This is a genomic window from Dellaglioa sp. CoH-56-MRSF-14, assembly GCF_056782115.1.
Genome location: NZ_JBXAYB010000003.1, coordinates 75,022 through 93,309, shown reverse-complemented (window position 1 = coordinate 93,309; position 18,288 = coordinate 75,022). Strand labels below are relative to the sequence as shown.

At 35.0% G+C, this 18,288-nt stretch carries 15 protein-coding genes; 11 read left to right on the top strand and 4 right to left on the bottom strand.

The genetic code is table 11. From position 1 onward, the window contains the following. The first annotated feature begins 76 nt into the window (after positions 1-76). From uvrB to AC1RPX_RS04100, 8 genes are all read left to right on the top strand, one after another. Positions 77-2,080, top strand: coding sequence for an excinuclease ABC subunit UvrB (uvrB, locus tag AC1RPX_RS04135; protein WP_481761481.1), 2,004 nt, complete (start codon positions 77-79; stop codon positions 2,078-2,080). Between the two features lie 15 nt (positions 2,081-2,095). Continuing rightward, positions 2,096-4,951, top strand: a complete 2,856-nt coding sequence (uvrA, locus tag AC1RPX_RS04130; RefSeq protein WP_481761480.1) for an excinuclease ABC subunit UvrA — start codon at positions 2,096-2,098, stop codon at positions 4,949-4,951. Between the two features lie 101 nt (positions 4,952-5,052). Continuing rightward, complete coding sequence (locus AC1RPX_RS04125; RefSeq protein WP_481761479.1) at positions 5,053-5,712, top strand: serine dehydratase beta chain; 660 nt, start codon at positions 5,053-5,055, stop codon at positions 5,710-5,712. Between the two features lie 11 nt (positions 5,713-5,723). Beyond that, a complete protein-coding gene (gene sdaAA / locus AC1RPX_RS04120) occupies positions 5,724-6,605 on the top strand; it encodes an L-serine ammonia-lyase, iron-sulfur-dependent, subunit alpha (protein WP_481761478.1) in 882 nt (293 codons plus the stop codon). 87 nt (positions 6,606-6,692) lie between these two features. After that, positions 6,693-7,577 carry an RNase adapter RapZ gene (gene rapZ / locus AC1RPX_RS04115; RefSeq protein ID WP_481761477.1) on the top strand — a complete coding sequence of 295 codons (885 nt, stop codon included), beginning with the start codon at positions 6,693-6,695 and terminating at the stop codon, positions 7,575-7,577. Then, positions 7,574-8,593: a gluconeogenesis factor YvcK family protein gene (locus AC1RPX_RS04110; RefSeq protein ID WP_409022192.1), complete on the top strand. Its 1,020-nt coding sequence runs from the start codon at positions 7,574-7,576 to the stop codon at positions 8,591-8,593. The genes rapZ and AC1RPX_RS04110 overlap by 4 nt, the downstream gene beginning before the upstream one ends. 20 nt (positions 8,594-8,613) lie before the next feature. Beyond that, on the top strand, positions 8,614-9,552 hold the full coding sequence (gene whiA, locus AC1RPX_RS04105; protein ID WP_409022193.1) for a DNA-binding protein WhiA: 939 nt from the start codon (positions 8,614-8,616) through the stop codon (positions 9,550-9,552). Between the two features lie 26 nt (positions 9,553-9,578). Beyond that, a complete protein-coding gene (locus AC1RPX_RS04100) occupies positions 9,579-9,830 on the top strand; it encodes a kinase to dihydroxyacetone kinase (protein WP_481761476.1) in 252 nt (83 codons plus the stop codon). Positions 9,831-9,892: 62 nt separating this feature from the next. Here AC1RPX_RS04100 and AC1RPX_RS04095 read toward each other — a convergent pair whose 3' ends face one another. The 4 genes from AC1RPX_RS04095 to AC1RPX_RS04080 form a co-directional block, all read right to left on the bottom strand. Beyond that, positions 9,893-10,411, bottom strand: coding sequence for a DsbA family protein (locus tag AC1RPX_RS04095; protein ID WP_481761625.1), 519 nt, complete (start codon positions 10,409-10,411; stop codon positions 9,893-9,895). Positions 10,412-10,537: 126 nt separating this feature from the next. Then, positions 10,538-11,131, bottom strand: a complete 594-nt coding sequence (gene clpP, locus AC1RPX_RS04090) for an ATP-dependent Clp endopeptidase proteolytic subunit ClpP (protein WP_409022195.1) — start codon at positions 11,129-11,131, stop codon at positions 10,538-10,540. 112 nt (positions 11,132-11,243) lie between these two features. Next, a complete protein-coding gene (locus tag AC1RPX_RS04085; RefSeq protein WP_409022196.1) occupies positions 11,244-11,663 on the bottom strand; it encodes a hypothetical protein in 420 nt (139 codons plus the stop codon). Continuing rightward, the gene (locus AC1RPX_RS04080; protein WP_481761475.1) at positions 11,656-13,128 is read right to left on the bottom strand and encodes a helix-turn-helix domain-containing protein; all 1,473 of its coding nucleotides are present in this window, start codon (positions 13,126-13,128) and stop codon (positions 11,656-11,658) included. The genes AC1RPX_RS04085 and AC1RPX_RS04080 overlap by 8 nt, the downstream gene beginning before the upstream one ends. A gap of 210 nt (positions 13,129-13,338) precedes the next feature. Between AC1RPX_RS04080 and AC1RPX_RS04075 the strand changes: the two genes are divergently transcribed. From AC1RPX_RS04075 to AC1RPX_RS04065, 3 genes are all read left to right on the top strand, one after another. Continuing rightward, complete coding sequence (locus AC1RPX_RS04075; RefSeq protein WP_481761474.1) at positions 13,339-13,974, top strand: WxL domain-containing protein; 636 nt, start codon at positions 13,339-13,341, stop codon at positions 13,972-13,974. Then, entirely contained in the window at positions 13,967-15,031 is a 1,065-nt protein-coding gene (locus tag AC1RPX_RS04070) for a WxLIP family cell surface protein (RefSeq protein WP_481761472.1), read from the top strand. Before AC1RPX_RS04075 ends, AC1RPX_RS04070 begins: the two co-directional genes overlap by 8 nt. Before the next feature lie 279 nt (positions 15,032-15,310). Then, a complete protein-coding gene (locus AC1RPX_RS04065; protein WP_481761471.1) occupies positions 15,311-17,809 on the top strand; it encodes a hypothetical protein in 2,499 nt (832 codons plus the stop codon). Positions 17,810-18,288: the final 479 nt, after the last annotated feature.

The following is an 18,288-nucleotide window of genomic DNA, read 5'->3' as shown; positions in this document are numbered from 1 at the left end:
CATTTTTAAATGAGCCTGGGTAGGTTATTCCAGGCTTTTTTTAATTTCTAAAAATGATTGTATTGGAGGGGTTAACTTGATTGATAGACATGATGATGGCGTTTTTGACTTAGTTTCAAAGTACGAACCAACTGGAGACCAACCGAATGCGATTAAAACTTTAGTTGATGGATTAAATGATGGTAAAAAAGAACAAGTATTACTGGGTGCAACGGGAACGGGTAAGACGTTTACCATTTCAAATGTGATTAAAGAAGTTAATCGTCCCACATTAGTCCTTGCGCATAATAAAACATTGGCTGGACAATTATATGGTGAATTAAAAGAATTCTTCCCGAATAATGCGGTGGAATATTTTGTGAGTTATTATGATTACTACCAACCAGAAGCTTACGTTCCTTCAAGTGATACGTATATTGAAAAAGATTCCAGTATTAACGATGAAATTGATAAATTACGACATTCTGCAACAAGTTCATTATTAGAACGTAATGATGTGATTGTTGTTGCATCTGTCTCAAGTATCTTTGGATTAGGTGATCCAACAGAATATCGTGATCATGTTATTTCATTGCGTACTGGAATGACAATGGAACGTGATGATTTACTTAGAAAATTAGTCGATATACAATTCGAACGAAATGATATTGATTTTCAACGTGGTCGGTTTAGAGTTCATGGAGATATTGTGGAAATTTTCCCAGCATCTCGTGATCAAAAAGCTGTTCGTATTGAATTTTTTGGCGATGAAATCGATCGTATTCGTGAAGTTGATTCATTAACAGGTGAAGTTATGGGTGAACTTGAACACATGGCTATTTTCCCCGCAACGCATTTCATGACGAATGATGATGTGATGGATCATGCCATTGAAGGTATTGAAGTTGAATTGGCTGATCGATTAAAAGAATTAAAAGATGAAGATAAATTATTAGAAGCCCAACGTATCGATCAACGAACTACTTATGATTTAGAAATGTTACGTGAAATGGGCTATACATCCGGAATTGAAAACTATTCCCGCCATATGGATGGACGTAAACCTGGCGAACCTCCATATACATTAATTGATTTCTTTCCCAAAGATTTCTTGATCGTAGTTGATGAATCTCATGTAACCATGCCTCAAATTCGAGGGATGTACAATGGTGATCGCGCTCGTAAACAAATGTTAGTAGATTACGGATTCCGTTTACCTAGTGCACTGGATAACCGACCATTAACGATTGCGGAATTTGAAGAGCACGTTAATCAAGTCATTTATATGTCTGCAACACCAGGACCTTACGAAATGGAACGGACGTCAGATGTTGTTCAACAAATTATTCGACCAACTGGATTACTAGATCCAATCATTGAAGTTCGTCCAATTATGGGCCAAATTGATGATTTAGTTGGCGAAATTAATTTACGTATTGAACGCAATGAACGTGTCTTTGTCACAACATTAACCAAGAAAATGTCAGAAGATTTAACTGATTATTTGAAAGAGTTGGGGATGAAAGTTGCGTACTTGCATAGTGATATTAAAACGATGGAACGAACGAAAATTATTCGCGATTTACGCTTAGGCACATATGATGTTTTAATTGGAATTAACTTATTACGTGAAGGTATTGATGTTCCTGAAGTGTCATTAGTGACAATTTTAGATGCCGATAAAGAAGGTTTCTTACGTAGTGAACGTTCTCTAGTTCAAACAATTGGTCGTGCAGCTCGTAACGAAAACGGACGAGTGATTATGTATGCTGATAAAGTGACGGATTCAATGAAGGGCGCAATGGAAGAAACGCAACGCCGCCGTGATGTCCAAATGGCATATAATGAGGAACATCATATTACGCCAACTACGATTAAAAAAGCCATTCGTGAGTTAATTACGCCAACAAAAATTGAAGATAATTCAGGAACTGTTAAAACCTTTACCGAAACTGAATTTTTGGATATGGATAAAAAGGAACAACAAGATATGGTTGATCGCTTAGAAGGACAAATGAAAGAAGCAGCTAAAAAATTAGATTTCGAAACAGCTGCATCATTGCGTGATACGGTATTAGAATTAAAAACACAAATGTTATAAATAGGGGGATATTTCTTGAAAAATGATAAAATTGTGATCCATGGTGCGCGTGCGCATAATTTAAAAAATGTGGATGTCACTATCCCAAGAGATAAATTAGTTGTGATTACGGGACTTTCAGGATCAGGGAAAAGCTCATTAGCTTTTGATACACTTTATGCTGAAGGACAACGTCGCTATGTTGAAAGTTTATCAGCATATGCACGTCAATTTTTAGGGCAGATGGATAAGCCAGATGTTGACTCAATTGATGGGTTATCACCTGCTATTTCGATTGACCAAAAAACAACTTCAAAAAACCCACGATCAACAGTTGGGACAGTCACTGAAATTAATGATTATTTAAGATTATTATGGGCTAGAGTTGGACATCCAATTTGTCCAAATGATGGTCATGAAATCACGAGTCAATCCGTTGAACAAATGGTTGACCGTGTTTTAGAGTTAAAAGAGCGTACAAAACTTCAAATTTTATCACCTATTATTCGCAATAAAAAAGGACAACATAAAAAGATATTTGAAACGATCAAACGAGAAGGATTCGTCCGTGTTCGAGTTGATGGCGAGCTTCATGATATTGATGAAGAATTTGATCTTGAAAAAAAGGTCAAACACTCTATTGATATTGTGATTGATCGGATTGTTGTCAAAGAGGGCATTCGCTCACGTTTATTTGATTCATTTGAAGCAGCATTACGTTTATCTTCTGGCTACGCCACTGCAGATATTCTTGATGGTGATACAGATGGTGCAACAATTCAATTTTCCGAACATTATGCATGTCCTATTTGTGGATTTACAGTTGGAGAATTAGAACCACGTTTGTTCTCATTTAATGCACCATTTGGTGCTTGTGAAACTTGTGATGGTTTAGGAATGAAGTTAGAAGTCGATGAAGATTTAGTCGTTCCAGATCCAACTAAAACGCTAGCAGAAGGGGCAATTGAGCCATGGAATCCTATTAGTTCGCAATATTACCCATCGATGTTAGCCCAAGCTGCAGAAGCTTTTGGAATTCCAATGGATGTGCCATTTGAAAAGTTAACAGATGAACAACGTGATATTGTTTTGAATGGCGCTGGAACACGTGAATTTCATTTCCATTACGCTAATGACTTTGGTGGCGTTCGTGATGTAGATGCATTATTTGAAGGGGTTATTACAAATATTAGTCGTCGTCATACGGAGACTAATAGTGACTTTACGCGTGAACAAATGCGTAAATATATGACCAGCTTAACGTGTCAAACATGTCACGGTTACCGCTTGAATCGTAAAGCATTAGCCGTCCAAATTAATGGCCAACATATTGGTAAAATTTCCGCACTTTCAATTGGTGACGGCTTACCTTTCTTTGATAACGTTAACTTGTCAGAAAAAGAATCAATTATTGCAGCACCTATTTTGAAAGAAATTCGTGACCGCTTAACATTCTTACAAAATGTTGGCTTAAATTATCTGACATTATCACGTTCTGCAGGAACACTTTCAGGTGGAGAAGCACAACGGATTCGACTAGCCACGCAAATTGGCTCTAATTTATCGGGTGTTTTATATATTTTAGATGAACCTTCAATCGGGTTGCATCAACGTGATAATGATCGCTTAATTGAATCACTTAAGAAAATGCGTGATTTGGGTAATACTTTAATTGTGGTTGAACATGATGAGGATACCATGATGGCTGCTGATTATTTAATTGATGTTGGTCCTGGTGCTGGTGAATTAGGTGGTGAAATTGTTGCTGCTGGAACGCCCACACAAGTTAAAAAGAGTCGCAAATCATTAACTGGACAATATTTATCAGGAAAGAAATTTATATCATTACCTGATGAACGACGTGCTGGCAATGGTAAGAAGATTCGAATTACCGGCGCAAAAGAGAATAACTTAAAAAATGTAACGGTCGATTTTCCTTTAGGTAAATTCATTTCAGTTACAGGTGTCTCAGGTTCCGGTAAATCAACTTTAGTGAATGGTATTTTGAAAAAGGTATTATCACAAAAGTTAAATCGAAATTCTGAAAAACCAGGTAAATATAAATCAGTTTCTGGTGTTCAAAATATTGAAAGTGTTATTAATATTGATCAAAGTCCAATTGGTCGAACACCGAGAAGTAATCCCGCAACTTATACAGGCGTCTTCGATAATATTCGTGATTTATTTGCGGAAACTAACGAAGCAAAATTACGTGGTTATAAAAAAGGTCGTTTTAGTTTTAATGTCAAAGGTGGACGTTGTGAAGCCTGCAAAGGTGACGGGATTATTAAAATAGAAATGAATTTCCTACCAGATGTCTATGTGCCATGTGAAATTTGTCACGGGGCACGCTATAACTCTGAAACACTTGAAGTGACTTACAAAGGTAAGACAATCTCTGATATTTTAGATTTAAAAGTTGGCGAAGCTTTGAAATTCTTCGAACCAATTCCTAAAATCAGACGTAAACTGCAGACAATTGTTGATGTTGGTTTGGGCTATGTTTCGTTAGGCCAATCGGCAACAACATTATCAGGTGGTGAAGCGCAACGGATGAAGTTAGCTTCTGAATTACATCGTCAATCAAATGGTAAGAGTTTTTATATTCTTGATGAACCAACAACTGGTTTGCATACAGATGACATTAAACGCCTACTTAGCGTTTTAAATCGTTTGGTTGATGCGGGTAACACAGTCTTGGTTATTGAACATAACTTAGATGTGATTAAAACATCTGACTATTTAATTGATTTAGGTCCAGAAGGCGGCGAAGGTGGCGGAACGATTCTTGCGACTGGAACACCAGAAGAAATTGCTGAAGTGCCTGAAAGTTATACGGGACACTATTTAAAACCAATCTTAGAACGTGATCGTGCGAGAATGAATAAATAAATTAAGAAGTCAGATGAAAATCTGGCTTTTTTTTATTCCTTTTTTTTTAAAAAGTGTTAACTTTAAAGAAGACATAAAATAAATTGGAGGAACGGCTGACCATGGGCAATAACTATAAGAGTGTTTTTGATATTATTGGACCTGTTATGATCGGACCATCTAGTTCACATACAGCTGGTGCCGCTAAAATCGGTAAGGTTGGATTTCAATTATTTAATGGGAGAATCACTAAATTAAAAGTTCGCTATTATGAATCATTCGCAAAAACACATCGCGGGCACGGGACTGATTTTGCGACCGTTGCTGGGGTATTAGGCTTTGAACCTGATGATGTCCGTTGCCCACAGTCAATTCAGATTGCGGAAAAAATGGGGATTGAGATTCAGTTTATTGAAGATGCACACCCAAGTCCAATTAACCATCCGAATAGTGTTAAATTAACGATTGAAAATGAGACAAAAAAAATCGAATTAATGGGTTGCTCAATTGGTGGTGGCACAATTGAAATTAGGGCTTTCACTATAAAAAAACAACAATTTTTTCCAAAGGGTAGTTTACCGATACTAGTGTTGGAAGCTAATCCAGTAAATAAAAATAAAATTCAAAAACAAATCGAAAAATCGACAACTATTGTTATGCAAAGTGAATCTGAGTTAATGCCAGAGGATATTATGTATGAATATGATTTATCCAAGAATATTACTGAGACTGATATTAAGCAACTGCGATTATTAACGCACAATCTCATTTATTTAAAATAGGAGGTTCCATCTTGTATAAAAGTATTGCTGAGTTAGTTTCAACTGCTAATAAAGAACACAAATTAGTTTCAGAATTAATGATTGAACAAGAAATGGCGCAATCAAGTGAAACTAGAGACGTTATCATTGAAAAAATGTCTGCTAATCTTGAAGTGATGAAGCAAGCGATTGAAAAGGGATCAAATGGTGAAGGCGTTTCTTCAGCAACGGGATTAACGGGTGGAGATGCGGTCTTACTACGGAAATATCGTGAGAAAGGGCACTCTTTATCTGGGGATGCTAACTTAGAGGCGATGCAATATGCAATTGCGACTAATGAAGTCAATGCTTCGATGGGACTTATTTGTGCGACACCGACTGCAGGTTCATCTGGAACGTTGCCTGGGGTTATTTTCATGATACAAAAACGATTAAATTTATCACATGAAAAGATGTTACAAGCTTTATTTACGTCAAGTGCCTTTGGAATGATCGTGGCAAATAATGCCATGATTGCCGGAGCGACTGGTGGCTGTCAGGCAGAAGTCGGCAGTGCATCAGCAATGGCAGCAGCTGCCGCCGTTGAGGTTACTGGTGGAACGCCGGAACAATGTGCAGAGGCTTTTGCGATGGGACTTAGTAATTTATTGGGACTGGTTTGTGATCCAGTTGCTGGATTAGTTGAAATTCCATGTATCAAGCGAAATGCAATAGGAGCCGTGAATGCTTTAACGGCAGCAGATATGGCACTTGCTGGATTATCTAACAAAGTACCAGCTGATGAAGTTATTATGGCTATGAAAGACATTGGCGAACGTATGCCGAGCTCGCTTAGAGAAACTGGGATTGGTGGATTAGCTAGTACACCAACGGGCCAAGCAATTAAAATGAAAATATTTGGTGAAACGATATAGGGTTGGAAACAACTCTTTTTTTGTGCGCAGATACAAAAGAAACACCAGGTATGTTATAATAATTATAGTAGATTTGGAGGAATGAATATGACAGATACGTTAGAGCTAGTTGTAATTACAGGGATGAGTGGGGCCGGTAAGACGGTCGCAATGCAAAGTTTTGAAGATTTAGGTTATTTTTGTATTGATAACTTACCACCAACTTTATTACCTAAGTTCTGGGAGTTGGTAAAAGAGTCAGGTAAAATTTCAAAAATTGCCCTTGTTATGGATTTAAGATCAAGAGCTTTTTATGATGAAATTATCGAAATGTTATCAGGATTTGATAACACTGAATTTGTAACCACTAAAATTGTCTTTCTTGACGCATCAGATGCAGAATTAGTTTCTCGTTACAAAGAAACAAGACGTGCGCATCCGTTAGCAATGGAAGGCCGTCTGATGGATGGCATTGAAAAAGAACGTGACTTATTAAATGATATTAAAACACAAGCACAATTAGTGATTAATACGACTAATTTGTCACCACGTCAGTTACGTGAAGAGATTTTTCATAATTTTGAAACCAGAGAAACAGCTAATTTTCATGTTGAAGTCTTATCATTCGGATTTAAATATGGCCTACCTATCGATGCAGATATCGTGATGGATGTCCGTTTCTTACCTAACCCACACTATATTCCAGAATTAAAACCACAAACTGGCTTAGATAAGGCAGTTTATGATTATGTGATGAAACAACCAGCTACAGAAGGTTTTTATACCAAATTTGAATCGTTAATTGAGTCAATTTTACCTGGCTACGAAGCTGAAGGTAAAACCAATTTAACGATTGCGATTGGCTGTACTGGTGGACAACATCGCTCAGTTGCTTTAGCTAAAAGATTGAGTGAAGAATTGAAAATTAACTATCCGGTGAACGTTACACACCGTGATATTAATAAAAGTAAAGAATCGGTCAATCGATCATGACGAGAAGTGGACATAGACCTAAGATAGTCGTTATTGGTGGCGGAACAGGGCTACCCGTTATTTTAAAAAGTTTAAGAGATAAAAATGCTGATATCACGGCGATTGTAACGGTTGCTGATGATGGTGGTTCGTCAGGTATTATCAGAGATTACGTGAATGTTGTGCCGCCTGGTGATATTCGTAATGTTATTGCCGCATTATCTGAGTTACCAGAAATATATTTAGATATATTCCAGTATCGGTTTGATACGTCCGATCGATTTTTTGCAGGACATGCGATTGGTAATTTAATTATTGCAGCACTAACTGAAATGAAAAATGGTGTTTTTGCTTCTGTCCAAGAATTATCAGAAATGATGAGAGTTGATGGACATGTCTATCCCGTTGCGGATGAACCGTTAGTATTAAATGCAGAATTTTCTGATGGCACTTTTTTAGCGGGGGAAGCAGAAATAACTGCCGCTAGAAAATCAATTAAGCGTGTTTGGGTAACCTCAAGTGAAAAAAGTGAAACTAGTGTGCCAGAAGCTGTACCAGAAGTTGTTCAAGCTATTCTTGAAGCAGACCAAATTGTCCTTGGACCTGGGAGTTTGTTCACAAGTATTTTGCCTAATTTAGTTATTGGTAATGTGGGTAAGGCACTGTCTGAAACAAAAGCAGAAGTTGTTTATATCTGTAATATTATGACGCAAAAGGGTGAAACAGAACATTTTACTGATGCTGATCATGTGCGTATTTTGAATGGGCACCTAGGTAAATGTTTTGTGAATACAGTGCTTGTGAATACGGCACCGGTTCCTGAAGGTTATATGGATAAAGAAAAATATGATGAGAATTTAATTCAAGTTGAACATGACTTTAATGGATTAAGGGAACAACATTGTCGAGTGATTTCATCTAACTTCTTAAAATTAAAAGATCAAGGTGTCTTCCATGATGGCAATAAAGTCGTTGAAGAATTAATCCGTTTAGTTGGTCGACCAAATCGCGAATTAAGACATAGAAAGACTATTTAGTACAGAGATAAGGTGAAAGAATGTCATATGCAAGTGAAGTGAAAAAAGAATTAACGACCCTCAAAGTCAGAAAAAATAATGCTAAAGCAGAGTTAATGGCGTTAATTAGAATGAATGGGTCTTTGAGTATTATTAATCATCAATTTGTTTTAAATGTTCAGACTGAGAATCCCGCAATTGCGAGACGGATTTATGAACTTTTAAATGAATTTTATGACATTACAAGTGAACTATTAGTTCGTCGTAAAATGAAATTAAAGAAAAATAATATTTATATTGTACGTTTAAAAACAGGTAGTGATTTTGTTTTAAAAGACCTGGATATCATTGAAGATATGCAACTTAAAATGGGTGTACCAATGGATCTGTTGGCCCATGATGATATGATGATGCGTTCATATTTACGTGGGGCATTTTTGGCAGGTGGTTCTGTTAATAATCCTGAAACAAGCCGTTATCATTTGGAAATTTACTCAGTCTATGAAGAACATAATCAAACAATTTGCGAAATGATTAATAAATTTGGATTCAACGCTAGAATGACTGAACGTCGAAGTGGTTATATCGTTTATTTAAAAGAAGCAGAAAAAATTGCTGATTTCTTGTCATTAATTGGCGCAACAACGGCTATGTTGAAGTTTGAAGATATTAGGATTGTCCGCGATATGCGTAATTCAGTTAATCGCATGGTTAATTGCGAAACAGCTAATATGAATAAAGTGGCGGATGCTGCGAATAAACAAATTGCTAATATTGAGTTTATTGCACATTCTGTTGGTTTAGGGCAATTACCTTCTAAATTAAAAGAAGTTGCTGAAACACGTCTGGTTCATCAAGAAGTTAGTTTGAAAGAATTAGGTGATTTAGTACCAGGTGGTCCAATTTCAAAATCTGGGATTAATCATCGGCTACGAAAAATTAACGAATTTGCTGAAAAAGTTCGAATTGGTGAAAAATAAACGAAATTTTAAAGAGGTGAGATAGCATGATAACATTTAAATATGATACGCAACTACTAATAGAAGGTAGTACATTAGACGAGGACCAATTGAACGATAAGATTTTACGTCAATTCAAAGGTGATAGTTTACTTGTTGCGGGAGATTCTGATTTAATGAAACTGCATTTCCATACGAATGCGCCGTGGGAAATATTAGAATATTGTGCTGGACTTGGAGAAATCTTTGATGTTGTTGTTGAAGATATGGTCAGACAATCTAAAGGATTAAAAGGTTAACCAAATAAAATACGCATATAACTGATAGCTTTTATCTTAGCTATTAATTATATGCGTATTTTTTATTTATCTAAATATGATTTTAAGGTAGCTAGATCAATTGATTCATCAAAAATATGGTCGTCAACGATAACGGTTGGTACAAATTGAATATTTGCGTCGTTAGCTTCAGCGATAATTGAGTTAATGTAAGTTTTATCAGAAACGTCAGTTAAACTAAAGGTCTTTTCCATATAGGCAGCAACCTCATCCAGTGTTAAGTCTTTCCACGTATCTTGCGTTTTAAATAATTCAGTTATTAAATCGTAAGATTTTTGCGGATTATCTAAAGGAAGATAATGATGAGCAACATTACCACGTTGTAAGGATTCTTTTTCTTTATCAAAAAGTTTGATGACACGTTTTACACGTCCGTTTGCAACATAAGAATCTAAAGTCTCTTTAGATTTTTCGAACCATTCTTTTGAGTAGGGGCAACGTAGGTTAATAAACTCAATAATTGTTTTTGGCGCGTCAGAGTTACCAATCACAAGTCCAAAGTCCCGATTTACTTTTGAAGCATCAATAATTGAAATATCCATTTTTATCAGTCCAGTCTTCATTTATTAGCGTCAGTATAGCATAAGACGGGTTCATCTGAATAATTATCCGCTCAAAAAAAGGACACTAACAAAAGTTAACTTGTTAGTGTCCTTAAACGTTAAAGCTTATTTAAGCCCTTTTTTGTTAGTCATAATTTTATCAATCAAACCGTATTCTTTTGCTTGATCAGCAGTCATAAAGTTATCACGATCTGTATCTTTATCGATAACTTTAATATCTTGACCAGTTGCATCAGCTAAAATTTGGTTAATCAATGTTCTTGTTTTCAAGATATGTGCAGCAGCAATTTCAATTTCTGTTGCTTGACCTTGAGCGCCACCAAGTGGTTGGTGAATCATAATTTCTGAGTTAGGTAATGCAAAACGTTTACCCTTTGTACCAGCAGTTGCCAATACACTGGCCATTGAAGCAGCCATACCCATAACGATTGTTTGAACATCAGCATTGATGAAGTTCATTGTATCGTAGATAGCTAAACCGGCTGAAACAGAACCACCGGGTGAGTTAATGTAAATTGAAATATCTTTTTCTGAGTCTTGAGCGTCTAAGAAAAGTAATTGAGCGATAATAGCATTTGCCATATCATCATTAACTTCACCAGATAACATAATGATTCTGTCTTTTAAAAGACGAGAGTAGATATCATAGGCACGTTCGCCACCGGCAGATTGTTCGATAACTGTAGGAACCATATTCATAGTTAGAAACCTCCGAATTTATTATTATTTACTTTTTTTATATTAGCATTTGAACTAATGTAATGCTAGTTTAAACCCTTGGTCAAAAAAGGTCAAATAAAATAAACTAAATTTATTCTTTAGTTTCTTTTAAAATAATCGCATCTGATGACCTTGTTTTTGAACCATAGAGTAGGTTCCCTGATAAATGACGAACCAAGTAGCCAGAATAAGATACTGAAAGGGCTACAGGTGGTTTAATAGGTGTTACAGAATGTTGCGTTGAAACAAAAGCGATTGGTGATTTATCTGTTACTTTTTTCTTAACCTTACGAGGTTTTTGTTTTTTAGGTGCCGAAACCTTAGGGGACACAGGTTCTGCATTTTTTCTGGGATCCATTGGATTCACAGGAGCTACACGAGAATCTTCACTATCGCTTCGCGGTGTTGCTTTAATTTGTTTGGGTACATACATGGATAAAATGAACAAGTTAGCTACGATTGAGGCTAAGGAAATTCTAGTTAGGCGGGATGTTCTAAACTTTTTATGCATTAGTGATATCCTCCTGACTATCTGTTCGAATAGCCACAACCATATTAGCAAATATCTCCCAATCAGAAGCTAATGGTGGACTATTCCAGATTAGGTAGCGACTGGGGACATCTGCCATCAAGAAGTCAGAAAGGTAAATATCGGTTTGATCTGTTAATTTGTAGTTAACTTCCAAATTAAAGAAGGGCATTGAATCAAGATTTTTGTGAATTAAATCATTGTAGTTACTCCCTTTTGAAAAATCAATTGTTATATGCACCGGTTTTGAAACGGTTGGTAAATCAATATAACGAATGAATAAGAAAAGATATTCTGATTTTAAACGGGCCATGTTAATGTTTTTTTCTTTGAAAATATCCGGTACATTCGTTGTTAAGTTAGTTATCAATTGGTCAACGAAGATATAAAACCAACTATAATTTTCTTTTAAAATAGTATTATCTACGGCAACTTGCCAACTAAAATCAATTTGGGCACTATGGTAACTAGAAAAATGAATACGAGATAATTCGTCAAATAATGTCATATAACTTTGTTCACTTAATGTGATATCAAAGAACTTTTGTAAGTCTTTAATAACAAAATTATTGAGTGATTCAATTTGTGAAAAGAAAGATGAGTTATTAAATGTAACGTCAACAATGTCTTCCATATAAAGGAAATTTAGAACAAATACTGTTTCAATTGATAACTGTTCATCCGTAAGTCCATTAATACCTGGATTTTCTTGAAGACAGTCTTGAATATTGGACATGATTGAGTCTGAATTAGCAAAATTAACATCAGCAAAACGATTAGTATCATTTCGATTAGAAGCTAAACTTTGTATGAGAACAGCTGAAAAATACTTTAGTTTCAATAATTGTATTTGTGTGAGATCAAGATTTAAGCTAGAAATTAATTGGTTAGAAAATAAACTAGAATTACGATCAACTTCTTCATTAAATGGGAAGTTGTAGTTCTTATAGACAGCTAAATAAAGGTTATAAAAAAATAAGCGAATATTTTCTTCAGGACCTACTAATTGGAAGTTTTTAGTGATTTTAAAGCCTAATTTTTGTAACATATCATCTAAAAATTTCTTGGTCCGATAACCAGTTGCTTCACTTAAAAATAACGATTCGGTGAAGGATTCTATACTAAAATTAGGGTTAGTAAATAGCGCATTCAGCATCAAAAATTGAGGTGACTGCTTAGCGTATAGAAGTAATAGGTGATCGATGGAATCTAAGCCATTTTTTTGTAGACTTACTTTGTTATTGCTAACTTTTAATAAATAGTAATCGTCTAATCCTTCAGTGACAAGATCTTCTTCTAAAGACTTGATAGTTGTTGCTGTATAATATTTTGACCATTTAAAATGTTTTTGGATGTCTGTTTGCGAAGCAGATTGGTCATAAGTATTCTCAAGATAAGAAAATAATTCTAACTTACGAATATCATCTTTGTTAAATATAAAGTCCATTTATCGCGATTCCTCCTCATTAAAGAGTATGTACTATCCATTATAGGGGAATTGCCAACGGTTTGCATATAAATCTAGAATCAATAATTATCATATTTTTAAAAAAATTGACAAAAGTGGTGATATAAAATAACATGTCATTAATATATGTATTCAAATTATAGAAATAACAGAAGAGTAATTTTTTTAGACAGGGAGAGGGAAATCTTTATGAATAAAATAGTATTAAGCGCCTTTGTAACACTATTAGGTCTCTATATGACTGCATCTGAGGCAACGATTCAAGCGGCGAAAACTAATCGTGGTAGTGCGCAATCCGATTTGTCTATGGATTTTCAATCTGGAGCAACAACAGTCGATTTTGCTTCTTCCCTTAGTTTCAATACAACTAAAATTGATTCGAATGATAAAAAAAGTTATGCCAAAGCGCAAGATATGGCAACAGGGGCAAGCACACCCAATTACGTTCAAGTTTCAAATTTTAGCGGAACTGAAAATGGTTGGGTGCTTGAAGCTAAACAGAGTCGCCAATTTGAATCTGAAGAGACGCATAAATCGTTAACGGGTGCCTATCTTAGTTTTAGTAATGGTGAACTTGTTTCCATTTCTGCGGATAAAAAACCTGGATTTTATAAGAAAAATTTTGATTTGTCTGTAGGAGCTAATAAAGTAGTCGTTGCCGCAAAAGGTGATGAAGGATACGGCACTTGGGTTTACCGTTTTGGGAATGAGGCAACTAAAGGAAATAGTATCGCTTTGAATATTCCCCGTGAGGCAACTAAGATGACAGATGTCTATCGTAGTGAAATTACATGGTCATTAAATGATGTGCCATCAAATGAATAATAATGAAATGATAACCACAAAATTTATTAAAAGATTCGGCTATTTATTTTTATTCAGTATTTTATTTTTATTCGGAGTGGACATTAAGCAGGTTAATGCCAGCCAAGTTGACTTTTCTGTTCAACCTATGATATCTGACTATCAATTAGATAAGAAAAAAACTTATTTTGATTTAAAAGCAGCACCAGGAACTAAAACACAGCTGAAAATTAAGGTAGCTAATCTTATTGATAAATCACTAACGTTTGAAGTCCTCATTAAGGATGCAACAACAAACTATAATGGGGTTGTGGAGTACGCGGAATCACAAAGTAAAGTATTGGCACAACAGCCGTTCTCAGTGGTAAAAGCAGTTAGAGCTCGTCAGAATCGTATAACTGTTCCTGCAAAAAGTGAAAAAATAGTTACTTTGGATGTTGCGTTACCCAATACGACTTTTGCAGGTGTCGTTGCGGGAGGTATATCGGTGATTGAAGACAATGATGCTCAGTCTCAAACAAAGTCAGAACGAGCGGTTATTGATAATCGTTATTTATATACGACTGCGGTAATATTCCATGGAGAACAACCTGTAACTAGCGCACAAGTAAAATTAAAAACGGTTGATATCACACAAATTAATGCACGTAATGTGATTGCTGCGAGATTTGAAAATCAGAGCGCTATGTTTTTAAATAAAGTTCAAATAAATACACAAGTCAGACGGTTAGGTAGTTCAAAAGTATTATATCGAGCAAGTAATAAGGACATGCAAATTGCCCCAACCAGTGCGGTTACCTTTCCAATTCCATTAGCTGCTGGTGAATTACTCAAAAGTGGTACCTACGAACTTAGTGCAGAGATGACTTCTAAAAATCAGGCATGGCATTTTAAACAGAAATTTACGGTAAGTGGATCAAAAGCAAGAATATTGAATGAGAAGGATGTTACAATCGATCAAACAAATTACTGGATCTATTGGATATTACTCTTGTTCGTACTGATAATCGTTAATGTTTTTGTTATATTATGGATTAATCGAAGATTAAAAAGAAAGTATCAACAAAAAATTAAATAATTTAAATGAAAAAGTTATTAATTAAGGGATATTATCTTTTAATTAATAACTTTTTTATTTTCAAATATTTTTAAAAAGGTAAAAAATGTGATTTAACATTGTGCACCATTGAAGATACAATATGTACATAATAATTGTAGATGTAGTATGTACATATTGTATCTTCACTTTACTAAAAGTTAATGGGAATTGTTAGAAAAATAGGGGATGACAATGACTTAACGATATGATAGTAAGACCAAATAAATAAGATAATTAAGCATTAGAGAGGGATAAAAGATGAGGAAACATAACAGTAGAACAAAAGAATGGATTTCAGCAACACTTATAACAAGTGCTGTTTTTGCAGGATTATTTGCTGGGGGGGCCAGTCACAGGGAACCTAGTGTATTTGCTCAAACTGATGAGAGCAGTATGTCAAGTGAGTCATCAGATAACGCCACAAGTGAATCAGGAAAAAAGGCGATATCAAGTGATTCTCTAAAAACTAAATCAATCACAATAAAAAAAAGTGAATCAAAAACAAAAGCTAAACCGTCAGCAAAAGCTAAACTAAGTACTAGAGCAGCTGGGTATGTTGGACCAGCAAATGATGTATTTCCTGATGATTACTGGGATACAACAAAAGATTATTCAGCGGAGTCAGCAACGGCATTTGTTTCACAGTCGGGTTCACAGAATAAACCTGGCGAACCTGTATTATATTTTGGAAATAATTATTTTCCTTTTCAAATGAATGAGTTATTAAATAATGATCCCGTCAGTGGTCTTAATAAGTCTGGTTGGGCCTACATGTTTGATACTGGAATAAATCCTGTTCCAAGGAAATCTTATGGAATTATTATTAATAATAGTGTCCCAGGTAATCGTGGATACGGGTTGGTATCATCCTTTTCATCAATTCCTTATACAATTGAATCTGCAGTTAAAGGTAAGGATATCACTGGATATCAACTTTTTAAAAATAAAACAGGTACTGGATTTAAGGCAATTATGTATGATACAAAGTATAAATTAAGTTATACATTTGAGGAAGTTTATGATGCTAGTGGCGGTGTTTATAGCTATTTTAGTATTACTAACAATGACACAACGGCTCGTGCAGTTGGAGCTATTGAGGGCGTCGATACATTCGTTGATGAGGATGCTGTTACCATTGAAAGCTTAGGCCCGGATGAAGGATTCAAAATGGTTGGGTCAGCACATAGTTTAAATTTCAAATTAAATGATCCAAGAAATAATACCAAATTAGGTGGATGGACGAATTACACAGGCGGAGATGAACCAAATGTTATGAATACTGGTTATTTAAATAATTATTTCAATGGTGGTGCACTTGGAACTGGAATGGAAAAATCACCACATAATAAAATTATTGCCGTTTCAAATATTAAGAATCCAGATAACCCATTTAAAGGCGATAGTGGGTTCATAATAAAAGCTAATCCGAAAACTTTGGAACCAGGAGGAACACTCGTAACGGGTTCTTATCAAACTTATAAGGAAGCTGTTGCACCTGTTGCAAGTGTAAAAGAACAAACGATTAATGCTTATGCAAGTCAAACTAATAGGCCTAAAGTTTTAGGAACGGTTTTAGATAAGGATGGCAGTAAAGGTTATATTCAAATTACCTATCCAGATGGGTCAACGTCAGGAACAACAGAGAATGTGTACGACACAGGTAAGGTAGATACTAGTGCTGATTATAGTGCAAACATTGACACTTCTAAATTAAAATTAGGTTCAAATAAGATAATAGTGACAGCTGTTGACGATAGTGAAGTAGAACAGTTAAAACCTGTTACGGTAACAGTCAATCTTTATAAATTAGGTGCAACTGCTATCCCACAAACAATCAAAGTTGGCGATACGGTTAAGACAGGCGAAACGGACTTAATTAAGAATTTAACAATTATTAATCAACCAACAGTTAATGCACATACCTTAAAAATGGATACAACAAATCCATCAGGTAAGCCACTTGATAATAAAACAGCAGGATTTTACATTCAAGATATGCTTTTAACAGATACTGCAGTTAAACCAAATGAAATCGCAAAAGTAGCTGTACCCGTTACCGTAACTGATAGTGATACTGCATTTGACAAAACTTCTGCTCTTTATGCCAAGGGATTTGAATTAAAAACAGCGGATATTCAAAACTTATCAACTGGTGATTTAGATACATTAATCTTGAATAATAGTAAAGCTAGAGGCTGGCTGATAGCGACGGGTGCCGAATCTAAAGTTAGTGTTAAGTCAACAGAACTTAAACCAACTTCAGGTGATGGTTTTTATAAAGCAGTTATCCAAAATTCTGATGGTCAAACAAAAGAAATTGTGATTACTGTCTCAGGTGGATTAAAAATTACATCAGCACCTACTGCAACTGACTATGGTTCTTCCAGTGGCGTGATATTACCTTACAGTGGAGAAAATTTTGATCTCCAACGTAGTGATTCTAGTACCAATAGCAGTGTGAATATTTCTAATGCAGGTAAACAAGCTTGGACATTAACTGCTCGACTTACAAAAGGTTTGACAGATAGTGCTAATGATAAGTTAACTGGTGTTTTGGAGTATGTAAATTCAGCTAATGGTGTACAAGATATAGAATCAAGTAGTGCAGAAGTTGGTTCAGGACAGTCTGAGGCAACTCAAGAAGTCCGTTGGGATAAGGATAAAGGAATTGTCGCTCAACTTAACGGAGGTAATACATCACTTAAAGCTGGAGCCTATACAGGGGAAATAACATGGACACTAGAGAATACACCTTAATGTTATAGTTTCTAATTTAATCTTAAATGATTTGAATATTTTTAGCAGTTTAATTATGAACTAAATAACAATCCCAAATAATAGTAAATCCATATCAATACTGCTAAGTATTGATATGGATTTTTTTAATAAAAATTAATGATAACTAAATTTTATTCGTATTTTAGTGGCTTAATAATTTTCGTTTTATGATGAGATAAAACTTATGAATAATTATTATTTGTTTAATTTTCAAATATTTTTAAAAAAATAAAAAATTTGATTTAACATCGTACACCATTGAAGATATAATATGTACATGTTAATCAAAGACAAAGCATGTACATGTTGAATTTTTAACTTTGCTAAAAGGTATATTTGATAAAAGTTAATAGAAATAGCTAGATAAATAGGGGATAGTAGTGAATTGGCAATATGTTAGTGAAATCAAATAGACTAAATTGATAAAATAATTAATAAGTTAAAAGCAAGGATTGGGG